The sequence below is a fragment of the Robertmurraya massiliosenegalensis JC6 genome, from assembly GCF_000311725.1.
Classification (GTDB): Bacteria; Bacillota; Bacilli; order Bacillales; family Cytobacillaceae; genus Robertmurraya; species Robertmurraya massiliosenegalensis.
Window position 1 is genome coordinate 952,917 of record NZ_HE978511.1, and the last position, 18,397, is coordinate 971,313.

An 18,397-nucleotide genomic window follows, 5' to 3' on the forward strand; every position below is an offset into this window, starting at 1 on the left:
ATAGACCATGCTCCACTACCATCTTTATTTAAGAGTATCAAAAATCGGTAATATTTTCTATTTTAATTAGCTAGGATGGTTGCAAGAATCGATAAAGAGAATGAAAGAACCGCAAAACATGATGCTTTGCGGTTAATTGTTCTTCATTATTTAATATACTCTTTAAACCAATTTAAAATGTAATTTAATCGAGCAATTCTTAAACTTGGTTTTCCACTTCGCGATAATTCGTGATTAGATTCTGGGAAGCGAACAAATTTTGTTTCCTTCTTGCGATGTTTTAAGGCAATATATAATTGCTCAGCTTGTTCAATTGGGCACCGGAAATCTTTTTCACTATGCAAAATGAGAAGCGGTGTTTCTACGTTGCCAATGTATGCAAGTGGGGAATGCTTCCATAATGTTTCTACATCTTCAAGCTCACTCTTAATTTGCCATGCATTGAAATAGTAGCCGATATCGCTGACCCCATAAAAGCTAATCCAGTTGGAGATCGAACGTTGGGTGACTGCTGCTTTGAAGCGATTTGTATGGCCTACAATCCAGTTCGTCATGAAGCCACCATAGCTTCCACCTGTTACCCCTAATCGATTTTCATCAATAAAATTGTATTTTTCTAATGCATAATCGACTGCTTCCATTAAATCTGCGTAATCTCTGCCACCGTAATCTCCACGTACCGCATCGACAAATTTTTGTCCGTAACCATGGCTGCCTCTTGGATTGATGAAAAGGACGGCATATCCTTCTGCTGCAAGCATTTGAAATTCGTGGAAGTAGGAATTTGCGTACATCGCATGCGGCCCACCATGAATTTCAAGAATAAGTGGATATTTCTTCCCTTCTTCAAAATGGGCCGGCTTCATTAACCAGCCATGAAGATCCCAATCATCCTTTGATTTGAATTCAATTTCCTCTACTTCTGCTAATGTTACTTCATTAGCATACTCGTTATTTACATTCGTTAATTGAGTAAGTTCTCCTGTTGGAACGTCGAGTAAAAATAATTCACCTTGTAATGTCGGCTTACTAATCGCCACAACTGCTCGATTTATTGCTCCGCCAGTTGTTATACCGTAGACATGCTGTTTATCTAGTAATGCAGGATATATCTCTCCTTTTAAGGAGCCATAATAAACAACCGTATTCCCATGATCAGAAGCTAGGAAATAGAAGCTCTCATTATCTTTTGCCCAAAGTAATCCTGGTGAAACCGCTCCTTGTTGAAAATCACCAATCGCAAAATCACCAATTAATAAATCCGATTCCGCTGTGAGGCAAGTTAGTTCCTTTTGTTCTGTATCATACACCCAAATTTTCATTAATGTTGCATTCTCAAATTCCCTTTCATGGCCAAGAAGTCCAATATACTTTCCATTTGGAGACCATGTAACCCCACCGAAGAATCCTGTGCTTGGTGTGATTTTTTCAAATTCCTTCGTATGTAAATCAAGTAAATATATATCATTTATAAAGGAGAAATCTAAATTCTCACTGAAGTCAGCTGATACCGCTAGCGATTTCCCATCTGGTGACCAGCCTTGTAGTTGATAATCACGCTTACCTTCTGTTACTAGTTCCACTTTCCCTGTAGCTATATCAACAATGGCAATTTGTGAATATTTTCCGTTCCAAAAACCAGCAGAATCTGATTTATATTTCATTTTATCCACTTCAAGTGGAACTAATTTTTTTTCTTCTTTCTTTTCCCCATCTTCTAATGTTCCATCTGCAGTTAAAGATATGTTGAAGGCGATTTTCTTTCCATCTGGTGACCAGACTGGATTAGATGCACCATAAATAGAATTTGTCATTTGGCGTGCTTCTCCGCCATCTACATGTATAACATAAATTTGATTTTTTCCACTACGATTTGAAACAAAGGCAAGCTCATCCTCTGTAGGTGACCAGCGCGGCGAATGATTGCGATGATCTCCATAAGTCCATTGAACTGGAGCTTTTTTTTCTTCAATATTTATGTAAAAAAGATTAGATACATACTCATCTTTTTCTTCTGAAATACTCGTCTCCACATATACAAGATCTTTTCCATTTGTACTTAAGCGTGGGTCTGCAGCTGATTTCAATTCGTATAAGTCTTCCGCTTTTAAATACCTTTTCGACATTTTAATCCCCTCCATATTTCAATCTTTTATTTATTTCGATAATTGAAATAAATACTCCTTCTTTTTATCTTCATTTTTTTACAAATAATAAAAATAAACCAGATTCGTACATACGTTCTTGCCAAATGCATATACTTTATATAAAATAAATACGAACATACGTTTGAAAAGGGTGATTGATGTATGACTAGAATCCCTGAAGAAGATCGGGATATCATTGAGAAGGCGATATACTTGCCCATGGTCCTCACCATTTTAAATCGAGATTTAACGATTATTAATCAAGGTCCCTTTAAGCTTAAACAGCCCTATTTAAATCTCATTGAAAAATCGATGAAGACCATCCAAACGGAATTAGCGCAAGTAAAAAAATATATGAAACAAAACAATCTAAAAGTATTTGAATTAAAAAGAGATGAGGCGTTTACTATGTATACGTTTCTCTACAAAGGCTATGAGGAACAACATAATTATTTCAACCCAAGAATTCGTAACAAAGTTCAAGAACTACTAGAGTTCTATTTGACGCATCTCAGTATCTAGTATACAGTACGACTTACCAGCTATACTGTTCAGAATCTTCAGCAGCGGCTCGCTGCTTTCGTAACTTGTTCGCATAAACCGCTCTCGGAATTAATTCATCATCGTTTTTTGAAAGCTTTGACTTTAACATCATCGTACGAATTAACTGATTTTCAAAAGAACGAGTTGAAATGTGGAGGAGAATATAGCGATTGTTTTGAAATTTAACAATCGTTGTCCCGTTAATTTTTCCTTTTTTGTAATCAAGAACATGATCGTGTGCCACCCATGCACATTGAGGATTTTCAGGCGATGCTGTTGGGAAAAGGTAGATAAGTGGGGAAATCGCTATGGGGACTTTATGAGTGGCCCCGATGAGTTTCTTGGTTGCTGCTTTCCTTCCTTCATAATTAGAACCAAAACCATAACAGCTTTCTTTTACCAGATCAAAGGGTTTAAATGGAGAAATCGTTTCCTCCTCAAGCTCGTAAACTCTCGAAAAAATTTTCGTCCCGTATTCCATTGGCATCACAATCGCAGTGGAAGAGTTGATTTCATACTCCTCAATAATTAACCTTTCATTTTCCATTATTTCATCTCCTTCAATTAAATCTCTGGCACTAAAACGATATGCTAAGCTTGGAGCTAGGTCCAAATCCCTATCTCAGCAGGTGCATTCCAGTGCAAACAACCTATCCATTTTCATCATAACCTTCAATTCATCGCTTTTCTATAAATTACCAAAATGTTCAAAAATTAGTCATAATTTCCTGCGAGGAATATTTTTCTAAATTTTTAAAAAATTCAGTTGATAACTATACAGAAATCCTATATAATATCAAAAAGGCATCAGAGGTGATTTCGATGAAAGAAAAATCTTACACAGAGTTAATGAAATCCGGTGCAATGAATCCCAAAAGGGCAAAAGAAGCATTCATGGTAAACTTATACGTCGATATGATTTTATCTGAAGCACTGTTAAAATCTGAAAAGGAAAAATTGTCCTTACAAATCGATCAGGCCATTGATAAGAAAGATAAAAAAACCTTCCTGAAGCTCTCTACACAGTATATAGAGCTCAACGAAAGGTTCGGAACTTAATATTTATTTCAATTCCCCGCTAAAATGAGTAGCGGGTTTTTTTTGTTTTCAAAAAGAAGTGCGCCTTTTTGGGTTTCACATCAAAAAAAATGTGCGGATTCGGACTCGTCAGAACCTTTCCTCACAAGACTGTCCGAATACGCAATAGATTTGAACTCATCAGATCCCTTACATTAAAAGGCTGTCCGAATAAATACACCACAATTCGGACAGCCCCATTCTTTAATCCTCGCTCTGATTTCGCTTCTTAAGCTCATACTCTTCAATCATCGTAATTCGTTCTAGCATCGTTGGATGGCCGTAGCGGAAGATTTTCACTAACAGCGGCGGATTCACTTGGCTAAGCCCTGCCCTGCTTAATTCCTGAAAAGTCCCAATCGCCGCCTCTGAGTTGCCTGTCATTTCAATCGCATAACGATCGGCCCTCGTCTCCTGATACCTAGAAACAAGATTGGAGAATGGGCTTGAAACGAACATTAGCATCGACAACAGCATGAGAAAAAGTGGGAAAGAGCGGATATCATGCACAGAAGGAATTTTCAATGCCTCTCCCCATCTGTTCACAATCAAATGCATGAAGCGATGGACCAAATACAAACCTAGTAAAGATAACAGCATGTACCCTGCTATCCCGATATAAAGATGCTTTTCCACATAATGGGCCATTTCATGAGCCATAATAAATAAAATTTGGTCATCGTTTAAGCGATTTAAGGTTGTATCCCATAGTACAATACGAGAATTTGAACCAATTCCGGTCACATATGCATTTAGCGCATTCGTCTTCTCTGCCATATTCACTTCAAATACATGCTCTGAAGGAATATTTGCCTCACTTGCAAGCGCTAAAATTTTCTGTTCTAACGCTTTATCCTTTAGTGGATAAAAATCATTGTATAAAGGATCAATCACGACAGGCTGTAGGAACATCATGAAAAGAGTAAAAGGAACCGACATTAACCATGCATACAGCCACCATCTCTTTTGGCTTTTCTTCATAAGCCAATAAAGAACAGCAACAATAATGAACATCGTTCCAAAATTAATCCAGAAATCAATCAACTCGTCCTTCATCCATGACGAGAATGTTTGGGTTGAAATATTATACGATTTTGACAAAGAATAGCTAATATAACTTAATGGAAAAGTAGCTACAAAAGCAAAAAAAGTTAACCAAATCGTATAGATGGCAGTCTGAACAATTTTATACTTTGAAGACTGTCCTGCCCATTTCTTAATGGCACCAGAAAGTCCTGCCAAAAGAACAAATAAGTAAAAGAGCCATTCAAAAGGCGTGCTCAAGAAAAATAATAAGTTCCTTATTTTCGAATACTCTTCGCTTAACATGAGCTCTCGTCCATTTAAAAATGTTGCCGGATCCGCTTTTGTCCCTTCATATTCAAATGGCAAGCTCGCATCAGCAAAATAGAACAAATACCAATAAAAAAACAGGCCATAGAGAATATAGGCAATGATTCCATATAGACCGATTTTTCTCGCCATGACACTCCCCCTTCACGTTGTATAACCGTTATTAGTACAACCCCTCTATTATCATTTTAGTAGCAAAAATAACATTTAGAACCGAGACTTTCCTATTATCATCTCAAAATTTTCAAATCATACGTTAAACAGCCTGTAAAGGAATAACATTTTTCCGCCTAAAAAAATAAAGAATAGAGCGATAGAACAGCAATCGAACCTAAGACGACAACAATCACATTAGCACCGAGGAAGGCAATCCCAAACGCCACAACCGCTCCCAGCACTCCATACCAAATATCCTCTTGTATAAAAAGGATTCCTGGAAAAATCAGTGCTCCTAATGTTGCATAAGGGACGTTTCTTAAAACGCCTTGTAAAAATTCAGGCAACTCCTTCCCACGAAAAAGGACAAATGGCAGCATCCTCGGAATGAAAGTGACAACTCCCATGCCAATAATCATCCATACGATCTCACTTTTCATTCTTTATCCCCCTTTGTTTCCCCTTAACAAATACAATCCATTCCACTATGACCGCAGACAGAAGCGTTGCGACAACAATCGCCCAGCCTGTTGATAAAGCATTTGTGACAGTAAAAATGGTATTAAATATAGCGGCTAAAACAGCCAAATAGACCACTTTCATTCCCTTTTTCATAGAAGGTACTAGCAGTCCAACAAACATGGCATAAAGAGCTACTGACATTCCTTCTTGAAACGTTTTTGGTAGGCTTGAGCCTACGATAAAGCCAACTCCAGAAAAAACACCCCAGCTCAAATAGGCAATCATGTTGAGACCAAACATGTAGCCAGCTGAAACAGTGCCTTCTTTTACAGCAGCAACCGAAAATGTCTCATCAGTAATCCCAAATGCATAGCCCGCCTTTATTAATGGTGGCTCCTCTTCACTTTTTTCATTTAAGGAGGCAGACATCAAAAAATGACGGATGTTCACAATAAACGTCGTTAAAACAATTTCAAATGGACCAGTTCCTAAAGTTAATAGACTTAGAGATATGTATTGAGCCGCTCCTGCATAAACGACTAGACTCATTAAAAGTGTCTCTCCAAGCGATAGCCCAGTCGTTTTCGCTAATAGACCAAATGTTAAAGCTACTGGAAAATAACCAATTGCAATCGTAATCCCTGCTTGAAAGCCTCTGCGGAATTCAGTTCCTGATTTATTTAACGCCATTTCTGACATACTTTCCAACCTCCTGCTCTCCAATTTGTTGCATAAAATCTTCGAAATTGATAAAGTATATTATACATACGTGCGTTATATTATACAATAGCATAGGAGGAAAAATGGAAAATATTCAAAAAAATATTGGAGATAATTTAAGGAGTATCCGAAAAAATCGTGGTTACAGTTTAGATCATGTTGCAGAATTAACAGGAGTTAGCAAGGCAATGCTCGGTCAAATTGAAAGAGGCGATTCGAACCCGACCGTTTCAACTTTATGGAAAATTGCGAGGGGGCTACAAATTTCCTTCTCTTCTTTAATTCAAGAGGAATCCTCAAACATTATGGTCGTCAAACATGGGAGTATCATTCCCGTGACCGAGAGCGATGGCAACTATCGAGTCTATTCCATTTTCCCATTTGATCCCCGAAAAAAGTTTGAAATTTTCACCGTGGAGATTGAAGCTGGATGCACTCATGTGTCGGAGAAGCATAATGAAGGACTTGAAGAATATATCACAATAATCAATGGCGAACTCGAATTATCAATCGGCGAGGAAAGCCTCCATCTCGTACGAGGTGACTCCATTCGCTTCCTTGCCAATAAAACTCATACGTATAAAAACAACACAAACGAACTCACAACCTACCAATTGGTCATGCACTATCCATGACGTAACGAAGTGCTGTCACAAGAGTCTTAACAGCACTTCATCTCATGAGATTAAATTAATACCGCTCTATCATTGCTCATTTTTTCTCCGCGAATACGCTGGAACTCCTCAAGCAGTTTTTCAACCGTTAACTGCTGCTTTTGCCCTTCATTCGCTTGAAAAATAATTTGTCCCTTATCCATCATAATGAGTCGATTTCCAAGCTCCAATGCTTGCTCCATATTATGCGTAACCATTAAAGTCGTCAGCTTAAACTCTGCAACAATTTCCTTCGTTAAGTTCGTAATCAGCTCTGCCCGAGATGGATCAAGCGCTGCAGTATGTTCATCTAATAGTAAAATTTTCGGTTCGGTAAAAGTAGCCATTAATAAAGATAGAGCTTGGCGTTCCCCACCTGAAAGAAGGCCGACCTTTGCCTCAAGACGATTTTCTAATCCTAGGTGTAGAATCTCGAGCTTTTCTTTAAAAAATCCCCTTGTCTTTTTCGATACACCACTACGTAGACCACGTGTTCTTGTTCGTGCATAGGCAAGTGCTAAGTTTTCTTCAATCGTCATCGATGGGGCTGTACCTGCCATTGGATCCTGAAAGACACGACCGATTAATTTTGAACGCCTATGTTCTTTTTCCGTCGTGACATCTTTGCCATCAATTTTCACGAGTCCAAGATCAGGTATAAGCTTACCAGAGATCATATTCATTAACGTCGATTTGCCAGCGCCATTGCTTCCGATCACGGTTACGAAATCGCCTTGCTCAAGGACGAGATTGACATGGTCGAGAGCCTTCTTTTCATCAGGCGTTCCTTCATTAAATACTTTATAAATCTGATTTAATTGCAGCAAGGCTTTCACCACTCTTCTCTTTCGCATTTATTTTTTGTTTTGATGCTAGTAAACGTCTTTTCTTTTTTTGCTTTTCTCTTTGTAAGTCGATGAGTTTCGGAATGACGAGGGCAGCCACCACAATAAAGGCTGTAATGAGCTTCATATCCCCTGTCTCCAAAAACTCAACCCTTAAAGCGAGGGAGACAATGATTCGGTATAAAATCGCTCCACCGATGACAGCGAATGTGGCTCTCACAATCGTCTTCGCCCCAAAAACAGCCTCCCCGATAATAACAGATGCGAGTCCGATCACGATCATTCCAATTCCCATCCCTACATCACTGAAACCGCTATACTGACCGACTAAGGCACCAGATAACGCAACGAGTGCATTTGAAAGACCTAGGCCAAGAACCTTCAAATGATCCGTATTTGCCGAAAAGCTACGAATCATCGTTTCATTATCACCAGTTGCGCGAATGGCTAAGCCAATATCAGTTTTTAAGAAGCGGTCGATTAATACCTTCACGACAAACGCAAGAATAAGCATAATGATTAGGATGCCCCATGTTTTTGGAATAAAGTTTGAAAGTCCGATAGAATGAAATAATGATTGCATCGCATCATCGATTTTTAAACTCTTCCAAAAATCGGTCATTTGTGTGATAAGTGTATCTTGATTCAACATGGAGATATTCGATTTCCCCATAATTCTCAGATTAATTGAATATAAAGCAATCATCATTAAAATTCCTGAAAGCAAAGGATTAATTTTCCCCTTTGTATGGAGAAGACCTGTTATACATCCAGCAAAAAAGCCTGCAATCGTCGCCAATAATGTTGCGAGAAGAGGATTTGTTCCTCCAATAATGAGAACAGCCGCTACTGAAGCTCCCGTTACAAAGCTTCCATCCACCGTCAGATCAGGAAAATCTAGTATTCTAAATGATAGATAAACTCCCAAAGCCATAAGGGCATACATTGCACCGGCTTCAACAGAACCAAAGATAGCAGTAAACATAAAATCTTCCTTTCAATGAGTGCTCTACATGAAAAAACTTCAGGGCTTCTCCAATTTATAGAAGCCCTTCAAGTTACTGACTTACTTACTCTAAAAATTGAGCAATATCATTCCATTCTTCTTTCAATTCAACGTTCATTTCTTCTGCAGCTTTCTTGTTGATCACAAGATTAACCTCTGTTGGATATTGTGCAGGTATTTCAGCTGCAGTCTTTTCACCTTTTAAAATTTGAACCGCCATTTTTCCAGCTTCATAGCCAATTGCTTCATAAGAGATACCAAATGCAGCAAATGCTCCTTTTTCAACGGAGTCTGTTTCACCGACGAATAGTGGAATATCATGTTCATTTGATACTTGGATGACAGCATCAAGCGCCGATACTACAGTATTATCGGTAATGATGTAAATAGCATCTACCTTTCCAATTAAAGACTCCGCTGCTTGTTTTACATCTGCTGAAGTCGCCACCGATCTTTCCACTAATTCAACATCTGTACCTTCTAATGCCGTTTTCATTTCTTCAATCTGTACAGTTGAATTTTGTTCACCTGTGTTATAAATCGTTCCAATTGATTTTGCTCCGTAATCTTCAACAATGAACTTAACCGTACTTGGAATAGCATCTGGATACATATCACTTGTTCCTGTCACATTGCCTCCTGGCTCTTCAAAAGATGCAATTAACTCTGCTCCAATCGGATCTGTGACAGATGTAAACACAATCGGAATATCAGTCGTTGCATTTAAAGCACTTTGTGCCGTTGGTGTTGCATTAGCAAAAATCAAATCCACTTGATCGCCCACAAAGTTTGTGGCAATTGTTTGTGCATTTGTAATTTCTCCTTGTGCATTTTGATCATCATATTCAACTTTTAATCCCGCTTCCTCAATTGCTTTTTTAAATCCAGCCGTTGCAGCATCAAGAGAAGGATGAGCGACAATTTGGGTAACTCCAATTTTATATGTTTTTTCAGAATCCCCACTTCCTCCTTCTCCCCCATTAGATTCTTCTGAAGAACCACATCCACTCAAAATAAGTGCTCCGAGCATGCCAACAGCAGCTACCGATTTCAACTTTTTCAACATTGTAATGTTCCCCCATTTTCTTATACTTTTGTGCTTTTTAGCTTTTATGCTTTTATGTGCTAAATAATAATATTTAACTAGAATTATATAATCACCTTCTATCGTATTTCAAGTCTTTTTCCATAAAGTTAAAAATTTTTCGAAAATAATTTCTTCATTTATTTTATTAGCAAAGAAAAAGTCCAATCCACTTAGGGATTGAACTTTTTTCCACTTTATCTATTCAATACTTGCTCTTTAAGGGCTCTTCTTAAAATCTTCCCTGTTGTATTTTTCGGTAGCTCTTCGAGAAATTCAATCGAGGTTGGTGTCTTATACTTTGCTAAATGCTCTCGGGCATAGCTGATGATTGCCTCTTCCTTTAAAGCTGGATGATTCGTAACAACGTACGCCTTAACCGCTTCTCCTTGGTTCGGGTCAGGAACACCGATGACGGCTACTTCGACAATTTCTGGATGATTATATAACACTTCTTCCACCTCACGTGGATAAACATTATAACCGCCTACGATGATTAAATCTTTTTTCCGGTCGACAATGTAAAAATAACCATCCTCATCCATCGTGGCCATATCCCCTGTATAGAGCCAGCCATCGCGAATCGTTGCTGCTGTTTCCTCTGGCATTTTGTAATAACCCTTCATAACATTTGGACCATGAACAATTAATTCTCCAGATTGTCCGGCAGGTACCTCTTCTCCAAGCTCATTCACTACTTTATTTTCCACATGAACGATCGATTGCCCGATGGAGCCAGCTTTTCTTGGTCGATCTAACGGATTAAAGCATGTGACAGGTGCTGCTTCAGAAAGACCATAGCCTTCAGAAATAACAACATTAAATCTTTCCTCGAAACTATTTAATAAAGCTACTGGCATCGCTGCTCCTCCAGAGATGCATAGTCTTAGAGACTGCAAATCTTTCGGATCTCCCTCTGTAAATTGATATAAGAAATTGTACATCGTTGGAACGCCAGCAAATACAGTCGGTTCATATTTTTTTGCCAATCTAAAAATTTCCTTTGGACTGAACTTTGGATCAATGAGAATGGTAGCACCACTTAGCAAAGGAGCGTTCAAACAAACGGTTAAGCAAAAAACATGGAACATTGGGAGTGTCGTAATAACACGATCGTCTTCATTCATATGAAGATACATGCCCACATCTCTTGCATTTGAGTAAAGATTATGATGTGTTAACATAGCCCCTTTTGGTTTTCCTGTTGTTCCTGAGGTATATAGAATGATTGCTACATCTTCTTCGTCTAACTCAGGCCCTTGAAAGCTTAATTCTCCTAAAGCAACGACTTCTGTAAACGATTTCAATTTCGGATATACAGATAATTGAGTCACATCTACATCTGATGCTTTCCCCTGTGGAGTTTCGCAAACAATATAGTTTCTGACACTTGGAAGTGCAAGATGCATTTTCTCTGCTAATGGCACTAACAAATCAAGGGCAATCACTGTTGTAACGTCCCCATTTTTTAAAATATAGCCGATTTCGTCAGGTGTATAAATTGGATTGATCGGAATGACAGTTGCACCTAGTCGCAATGCTCCGTACATGCCAATGACAAAAAACGGTGAGTTCCCAAGTAACAGTCCTACATGATCTCCTTTTTTTACCCCTAGCTTTTCCAATCCCGATGCAAACTTTGTGATCGCTCCGTCTAGCTCAGCATATGTACTTGACTGATCCATAAAATAATAGGCTGGCTTTTGAGGCAATCTTTTCGCTGTTTCATGCAGTTGAGAAGATAAGTTCATCTACTCCATCCCCTTTGTTTAATGTGAAGAATTTCCCGAAAAAAACTTCATAGAATAACTAGGAGCAGTGTATCTTCATGTTGCTATCCATAAACCGTATCAATTTGAGAAATGTTCACAAATTTTTAATAAATCTCACATATATTATAGTAGAAGAAAATATTTCCTTCAATAGAAAACGCATACATTATCGAATTTTTAAAATATTAGAATAGAAATTTACTCTTTTATTTTACATATTTCCATATGTTAAACAGTAAAAAATGTTTTTGCAGAAAAAAACGATGCCTGAAAGACATCGTTAGTAAATTAATTGGCTAAATTCTTCTTTTGTTATATTCCCAAAATAATGCTTAATATCAACATCTTCTAATGCCTTTGCGATCTCCGCTTTTTCATAGCGAATTCCACTCAGTTTTTGTTCAATATCAGCGACATCCCCTACACCAAAGAAGTCACCAAAAATCTTGCAATTCTCGATCAACCCTTTATTGACCTCTAAGCGCACATCAATGCTTCCAACAGGGAAACGATGGGAATGTTGAAGATTAAATTTAGGTGATTTCCCATAATTCCAGTCCCAATTTTGATAACGTTCCTTTGAAAGTTGATAGATGTTTTCCCAATCTGTCTCTGTTAATACGTACTCTTCTATATTCTCTTTTCCGTCAAAAATATACTCAAGCAATAAAGCACGAAAATCCTCGATCGAAATTTTTTCAGTGAGAAACTCCGAGATATTTGCAACCCTACTACGAATTGATTTAATCCCTTTTGATTCAATTTTATCCTTCTTCACCTTCAGTGCTGCGACGACATTGTCGATTTCCGAATCAAGCATAAGGGTTCCGTGACTGAACATTCTTCCACGTGTAGAGAATTGTGCATTCCCAGATATTTTTCTTCCTTCTACCAAAATATCATTTCTTCCGCTAAGCTCCGCATTTACGCCAAGCTTATGTAATGCTTGTACAACCGGCTCCGTAAACTTTTTAAAGTTATGAAAGGATTGTCCGTCATCCTTCGTGATAAAACTGAAGTTTAAGTTTCCCAAATCATGATAAACAGCTCCACCACCAGAAAGTCTTCGAACGACCTTAATGCCGTTTGCTTCAACATACTCTGTATTAATTTCTTCAATTGTGTTTTGATTTTTCCCAATGATAATGGATGGACCATTTATGTAAAAAAGCAAATACGTCTCATTAATGTCTAAATTTTTCAAAGCATATTCTTCAATAGCTAGGTTGATTTGAGGATCAGTAATCCCCTTGTTATCGATGAACAACAATTTCTTGTCAACTCCTTATAAGGTTACCATCTTCCCGAATTCAGCTAATGAAACAGGTCCAGAATAGATTTCTCCTGCTTCACTAACAAGTTTTTCTAGCTCTCCATATTGAGGCAAATGGGTCAGAATCACTTCCTTGACATTTGCAGCTTTCGCTAGATTTCCTACATCGATACTATTCATATGTCCTGCATTTTTTCCATCTTGCTCTTTAAAAAAGTTACATTCAGCAAGCAGCAAATCAGCATCCGCTGAAAAAGAAATAAACTCGCTCTTATAGGAAGTATCAGCTGTATAAACAAGTGTCTTTCCGTCCGCTTCAATTCTCATCGCAAAGCATGGAACCGGGTGATTGGTCCTTAAAAATTGTACCTTAAAAGGTCCTACATTTAAAGTTTTTTGCGGGCCATAGACGATTCCTTCGGTAACTCCTGTATGGGTTAGTTTATTGAATTCCGCTTCGTCAAACTGGTGACCATAGATCGGAAGTGTTGCTGGTTTTTCTCCTAAAAATCCTTTAATTAAACGAGCATGCTGTAATACACCTATATCAGCAATGTGATCAGCATGATAATGAGAAATAAGAACTGCATCAAGCTCCTCCGGTTCGATAACGTTTTGCAGTTTGGCTAAGACGCCACTCCCGCAATCGACCAATAATTTAAATCCATCGTGCTCCAATAAATAGCCTGTACTTGCTTCATTTACTTTTGGATAACCACCCCAAAAGCCAATAATCGTCAACTTCATCAAATCTACCTCCTCTAACTGCCATTATATAAGATATTTTAAAAATAATAAAAAAACTGTATTGACACGCACAAACTGTTATAATACACTTATATTAATAACAAACCTGTTTCAAACACCTAAATCCAAGGAGGCTATTAACATGATTGAAAGCATCGTTGAATTTTTCAGTAATTTGCCAGCCAAAGAGTGCAGTGACTGTGGAGCGAAAATCGAGGAACAACACGAGTGTTATAGCAATAAATGTGATCATTGTCTAGGTGTTACAAATTTATAAGGTTTCTTTCAAAATGCACCCCGCATTTTGTTCCATATTCCCTTCCAAATTTAAAAGCCAGTTGTCTTTTTGACAACTGGCTCTTTTTTTACTCCGCTTTTGTAAGGATTTCAAATTGACGTTTATGCTTAAAGCGGAAATATCCAAGACTCCCAACAATAAATAACATCATAAATCCGATTAAAACAAATAAATTTTGCCACATAAATGCGTAATCTCCACTTGAGATGACCGCCTTCAAACCTTGAACTGTGTACGTCATTGGCAAGAAAGCATTAAAGTGTTGCAGGAACCCTGGAATTAGTTCTAACGGGAAAGTTCCAGCACTTGTTGTCAATTGGAAAATTAAAATTAAAATGGCAATGAACCTTCCTGGATCGCCAAAAGCTGTTACAAAGAACTGGATTAAGGCAACAAAAGTTAGACTTGTCACGATGACAAACAACAAGAATAACGGAATATTTTTCACCTCTAATCCTAATGCTCCCATTAATACGGCCGCCGCAATTAGCCCTTGAATAATACCAATTCCGGAAAGAATCGCAAATTTACTCGTAAACCAAGACCATGCATTTTTCGGAACAGCAGCTGGTTCTCGCAATGGGAAAACGATGGAGAGTAATAGGGCACCAACGAATAACCCAAGTGATAAAAAGTATGGTGCAAACCCTGTACCATAATTTGGTACTTCATTGATTTTCTCATCTTGAATTTCCACTGGATTGGCCATCATATTAAACGTTTTATCATTGGCATTAACAGATGATGCTTCTAGAGCTCCTTCAGTTAATTTACCAGCTAATTCATCGCTTCCATCTGAAAGCTCCAATGTACCATCTGCTAGCTCTTTAGCACCTTCTTCTAATTGTCCAGCACCTGTCGTAATTTTATCGGTTCCAGCGCTTAACTCATGAAGTCCACCAGATAAAGTCGATGCTCCATCGGCTAATTGATTCGCTCCCACTTTCGCTTCTGAGAATTTCTGGGCGAATGTGTCCATACCTGATTGGAATTGCTCATGTCCTTCAACAAGCTTAGTCGCACCTTCTTCGAGCGCATTACTTCCTTCAGCTAGTTTATGAACACCTGCTTGTAACTCTGTTTGCTTCTCCGTTAAGAGATTAAGGTTACTAGAAAGATCTCCAGCTCCAGTTGATATTTGACCTGCAGCCGCCGCCAATTCTGAGGTTCCTACTGTTAACTTATTTAAAAGTCCCTCTAATTCCTTCTGTTGAGTAGGGTCCATCATAGAGATAACTCCTTCAAGGTTCTGTTGGAGCAACATCATTCCACCACTCACAGTTTCTGCTTCTGTTTTCCATGCATCTAATGATCCTGATAAATTCTCTGCTCCAGAAGCAAGTTGTTTGGTACCTGTTGTTAGTTCAGGCAGTTTCTGATCCATTTCAGCAATTCCGGCTTTTGCTTCAGAAATTCCTTTGGCAAGCTCTTTATTGCCTGCTGTCAATTCCTCTGAGGCAGTCGATAACGTTGTATGACCTTTTTCTAATTCACCCAACCCTTTATTTAATGATTGGATACCCGTTGACAACTCAGCAGAACCAGAATCAGCACTTTTCATTCCTTCATTAAAAGTAATTGATTTACTAGCCAATTCTGCTAAGTGAGTGTACAACTCGTTCGTACCATTTTTTAATTCAACTGAACCATCATAAATTTTCCCTGCACCATCACTTGCTTGCTCAAGACCAGATGCTAACTCATCAATGCTTGAAAACACAGTTTCTGCGTACGTCTCTGTGATTTTTTCCGATATAGAAGCTTTAATTTTCTCAATTGCTGTTCCACCAATTTGTGCAGCAAGGAAATTATAGCTTTCATTCGGAACATATTTTAGTTCTAGCTTTTGTGGATCATCATCCATCAAAGTTGTTGCATTTGTTGAAAAATCCGCAGGAATTTCTACAAGCAAATAATAGTCTTGTTTCTCTAATCCTTTGTATGCCACTTCTTTGCCAAGAAAGTCAAACTTAAATTCTTCACTATCCTTTAACTTATCAACAAGCTCTTCCCCTAGCTTCAAATCCTTTTCCCCATAAATCGCTCCCGTATCTTCATTTACAATTGCGACAGGAAGATCAGCTAGATGTTCATATGGGTCCCAAAAAGCCCATAGAAACATTCCACTATATAAAATTGGAATAAATAATATTGCAATCACCGGAATTAAGAGCTTTTTATTTTTAAATAAAGAACTTAATTCTGCTTTCATTAAATTTCTCATCCCCAACCTCCAAAATAATTGACCATTTTGTTCATTTAGTCATTTCTGTAAAAAAATCAAGGATTATCTATTTGGATAACCCTTCAAAGATATATTGCTCTAAGACCTTCGCAATTCTTTCCTTTTCCAATGGCTCGTGATTTTTTTCCCAGTCAAAAATAAGAGCGATGTATAGCTTTAACATGACGAAAGAAGTCAGCTCAGGATCACATCGGTTTATTTCCCCTTTATCAATTGCCTTCTCAATTTTCTCTTTAATGAAATTCAAGATAGCTTTTTCGATTCGCTCCATGACGTCCATGACAGCCGGGGTACGCATCTCTTTGCCTTCCTGAAAAAGCTTAATTGTGAGCTGATGCTCGAGGCGAAATTCCAAGATGCGATAAAGTGCCCGATGAACGTTTTCTTGAAAAGTTAACGAGCTGTCTATGGAATCCTGCGCAGCAATCTTCATCTCTTTAATTAGACTGTTTGTAATCTCATCAAAGAGCTCTTCCTTTGTTTTAAAGAAAGTATAGATCGTTCCCTTTCCAACATTGGCGATCTTCGCCACTTGATCCATCGTTGTCGCTTTAAAACCAAATTGTGAAAAGGATTTCGTTGCAGCATCAACAATCATTTTCCTTCTGTCTATGACCATTTCATCACTCCTTTTTGACCAAATGTCCAATTTAGTCATTAAGTACAATTGCTATTTTACTCCATTCAAATCATTTGTCAACGAAAAATTATAAATACCCGCAAGTATAGAAAGATACTTATGAGAGAAGAGAGTAGAAGGAGTAGTAATATCATAATGGGACTTAGCCATGTAGATAAAAACAACGTGATCGGAGCAAGAAATCTCCCAATCGTAAACTGTAAACTATTGGCTGCCATATACTTTCCCACTGATTCCGGTGGAGCATAGTGACTCACAAAACTCTCCATGACTGGTGAACGAACAATTTCACCAAAGGTAAACATAATGGTAACGATAAACAAATACCAAATATTCGTATTCAATCCTAAGGCAAACATGCCAACACCTGATAAGAAAGAAGAAAGGATAAATACATCTCTTTCCCGCCAATTTTTCAACCATTTCGTAACAGGTAAAATAAATAATACAAATAAGAGCCCGTTTAAGCCTAACATCCAGCCAAAAATGCTTTCACTTGTGAAAGAAAAATTCAGAAATGGTTGGCTAGGAACATAGTTGATCACATAGTATGGCAAATAAAGATCCAACTGCATGATCGTCACGATGGCAAAGACGCCCGCTGCTATGTAAAGTGCGAATATTTTATCACGTAAAATCGTTCTGTAATCCCCCCATTGATTGTTCAATATTTCCCCAATCTTTGGATTCTCTTGCATATCCAATTTCGTTTCATTAACGATAAAATAAATCACCACCGTGTAAGTAAGAAGGATGAAAGAGCATGTCCATAAGAGCTCGGAGCGGTATTGAAAAAAGAATATTGCTCCAAGAGCAGGACCGAGAACTGCACCTATATTATTGGCTGTCGAAAATGTGGCAAAGACTTGACGTCGATCTCTTTCCGGAACTAAATCAGCGACCATCGCCGCACTAGGAGGTCGATAAATCGCCCCACCGATACTTATCCCAATAAAAGCTAGATAATCCACCCAAGGAGAAAAGGACAAAGCAAACATAATAAACATGACGCCTTGAATAGAAGAGCCCATTAACATCACCGGTCTTCTCCCAAAATGATCTGCTAGGCTTCCACCGATAAGACTTCCTATTAAGCTAACAAGTGGAGGAATTGTCATTAATAAGCCAGCCACTGAATTTCCTAATTGCGAACTGAAATAAATCGCAACAAAAGGAAAATACATCCAATAGAGGAGATGAAACATTCCTTCTCCCAAAAGACGAATCTTCAAATTTACATCCCATTGAAATACCTTCATCAAGTCACCTTCTTCCCATCATTCCTGACCAGGTTCCTTAAATATAAGAGAATTTCCAGCTAAAATATAGACTATTTTTTCATAATTCTGTATACTAATAATATGGAAGTCGAGAAA

The 18,397-nt window shown here is 38.0% G+C and carries 18 protein-coding genes; 4 read left to right on the plus strand and 14 right to left on the minus strand.

All coding sequences use genetic code 11. From position 1 onward, the window contains the following. Positions 1 to 146 precede the first annotated feature (146 nt). A complete protein-coding gene (locus BMSHG_RS04830; protein ID WP_019153313.1) occupies positions 147 to 2,126 on the minus strand; it encodes a S9 family peptidase in 1,980 nt (659 codons plus the stop codon). A 183-nt stretch (positions 2,127 to 2,309) separates the two neighbouring features. Here BMSHG_RS04830 and BMSHG_RS04835 point away from each other — a divergent pair, with 183 nt between their 5' ends. Then, positions 2,310 to 2,669 carry a hypothetical protein gene (locus BMSHG_RS04835; RefSeq protein ID WP_019153314.1) on the plus strand — a complete coding sequence of 120 codons (360 nt, stop codon included), beginning with the start codon at positions 2,310 to 2,312 and terminating at the stop codon, positions 2,667 to 2,669. Positions 2,670 to 2,682: 13 nt separating this feature from the next. Here the strand turns inward: BMSHG_RS04835 and BMSHG_RS04840 are convergent, their stop codons facing one another. Continuing rightward, positions 2,683 to 3,237 (minus strand): competence protein ComK, encoded by a 555-nt coding sequence (locus BMSHG_RS04840; RefSeq protein ID WP_019153315.1) that lies wholly within the window; start codon positions 3,235 to 3,237, stop codon positions 2,683 to 2,685. 275 nt (positions 3,238 to 3,512) lie between these two features. Between BMSHG_RS04840 and BMSHG_RS04845 the strand changes: the two genes are divergently transcribed. Beyond that, complete coding sequence (locus BMSHG_RS04845) at positions 3,513 to 3,749, plus strand: IDEAL domain-containing protein (protein ID WP_019153316.1); 237 nt, start codon at positions 3,513 to 3,515, stop codon at positions 3,747 to 3,749. 222 nt (positions 3,750 to 3,971) lie between these two features. Here BMSHG_RS04845 and BMSHG_RS04850 read toward each other — a convergent pair whose 3' ends face one another. The 3 genes from BMSHG_RS04850 to BMSHG_RS04860 all read right to left on the minus strand — a co-directional run bounded on the left by BMSHG_RS04850 (position 3,972) and on the right by BMSHG_RS04860 (position 6,437). Further along, positions 3,972 to 5,252 carry a M48 family metallopeptidase gene (locus BMSHG_RS04850; RefSeq protein WP_019153317.1) on the minus strand — a complete coding sequence of 427 codons (1,281 nt, stop codon included), beginning with the start codon at positions 5,250 to 5,252 and terminating at the stop codon, positions 3,972 to 3,974. Between the two features lie 158 nt (positions 5,253 to 5,410). Then, positions 5,411 to 5,716, minus strand: coding sequence for an AzlD domain-containing protein (locus BMSHG_RS04855; RefSeq protein WP_019153318.1), 306 nt, complete (start codon positions 5,714 to 5,716; stop codon positions 5,411 to 5,413). Continuing rightward, positions 5,706 to 6,437, minus strand: a complete 732-nt coding sequence (locus BMSHG_RS04860; RefSeq protein WP_019153319.1) for an AzlC family ABC transporter permease — start codon at positions 6,435 to 6,437, stop codon at positions 5,706 to 5,708. The genes BMSHG_RS04855 and BMSHG_RS04860 overlap by 11 nt, the downstream gene beginning before the upstream one ends. 104 nt (positions 6,438 to 6,541) lie before the next feature. Between BMSHG_RS04860 and BMSHG_RS04865 the strand changes: the two genes are divergently transcribed. Beyond that, positions 6,542 to 7,093: a helix-turn-helix domain-containing protein gene (locus tag BMSHG_RS04865; RefSeq protein WP_019153320.1), complete on the plus strand. Its 552-nt coding sequence runs from the start codon at positions 6,542 to 6,544 to the stop codon at positions 7,091 to 7,093. A 50-nt stretch (positions 7,094 to 7,143) separates the two neighbouring features. Here the strand turns inward: BMSHG_RS04865 and BMSHG_RS04870 are convergent, their stop codons facing one another. From BMSHG_RS04870 to BMSHG_RS04895, 6 genes are all read right to left on the minus strand, one after another. Next, positions 7,144 to 7,938 carry an ABC transporter ATP-binding protein gene (locus BMSHG_RS04870; protein WP_026073332.1) on the minus strand — a complete coding sequence of 265 codons (795 nt, stop codon included), beginning with the start codon at positions 7,936 to 7,938 and terminating at the stop codon, positions 7,144 to 7,146. Further along, on the minus strand, positions 7,913 to 8,941 hold the full coding sequence (locus BMSHG_RS04875) for an ABC transporter permease (RefSeq protein WP_019153322.1): 1,029 nt from the start codon (positions 8,939 to 8,941) through the stop codon (positions 7,913 to 7,915). The genes BMSHG_RS04870 and BMSHG_RS04875 overlap by 26 nt, the downstream gene beginning before the upstream one ends. Positions 8,942 to 9,026: 85 nt before the next feature. Further along, entirely contained in the window at positions 9,027 to 10,028 is a 1,002-nt protein-coding gene (locus tag BMSHG_RS04880) for an ABC transporter substrate-binding protein (protein ID WP_019153323.1), read from the minus strand. Positions 10,029 to 10,243: 215 nt separating this feature from the next. Then, positions 10,244 to 11,797, minus strand: a complete 1,554-nt coding sequence (locus BMSHG_RS04885) for a fatty acid--CoA ligase family protein (RefSeq protein WP_019153324.1) — start codon at positions 11,795 to 11,797, stop codon at positions 10,244 to 10,246. Between the two features lie 301 nt (positions 11,798 to 12,098). Beyond that, positions 12,099 to 13,088: a lipoate--protein ligase gene (locus tag BMSHG_RS04890; protein WP_019153325.1), complete on the minus strand. Its 990-nt coding sequence runs from the start codon at positions 13,086 to 13,088 to the stop codon at positions 12,099 to 12,101. A gap of 15 nt (positions 13,089 to 13,103) precedes the next feature. Beyond that, entirely contained in the window at positions 13,104 to 13,838 is a 735-nt protein-coding gene (locus BMSHG_RS04895; RefSeq protein ID WP_019153326.1) for an MBL fold metallo-hydrolase, read from the minus strand. 142 nt (positions 13,839 to 13,980) lie between these two features. Here BMSHG_RS04895 and yhfH point away from each other — a divergent pair, with 142 nt between their 5' ends. After that, positions 13,981 to 14,115 (plus strand): protein YhfH, encoded by a 135-nt coding sequence (gene yhfH, locus BMSHG_RS27375; RefSeq protein WP_019153327.1) that lies wholly within the window; start codon positions 13,981 to 13,983, stop codon positions 14,113 to 14,115. 88 nt (positions 14,116 to 14,203) lie between these two features. On the opposite strand, the gene BMSHG_RS04905 is transcribed toward yhfH, so the two are convergent. From BMSHG_RS04905 to BMSHG_RS04915, 3 genes are all read right to left on the minus strand, one after another. After that, positions 14,204 to 16,360, minus strand: coding sequence for a YhgE/Pip domain-containing protein (locus BMSHG_RS04905; RefSeq protein ID WP_019153328.1), 2,157 nt, complete (start codon positions 16,358 to 16,360; stop codon positions 14,204 to 14,206). Between the two features lie 67 nt (positions 16,361 to 16,427). Next, positions 16,428 to 17,000, minus strand: coding sequence for a TetR/AcrR family transcriptional regulator (locus BMSHG_RS04910; protein ID WP_019153329.1), 573 nt, complete (start codon positions 16,998 to 17,000; stop codon positions 16,428 to 16,430). Positions 17,001 to 17,077: 77 nt separating this feature from the next. Continuing rightward, positions 17,078 to 18,280 (minus strand): MDR family MFS transporter, encoded by a 1,203-nt coding sequence (locus BMSHG_RS04915; protein WP_019153330.1) that lies wholly within the window; start codon positions 18,278 to 18,280, stop codon positions 17,078 to 17,080. Between the last annotated feature and the right edge of the window lie 117 nt (positions 18,281 to 18,397).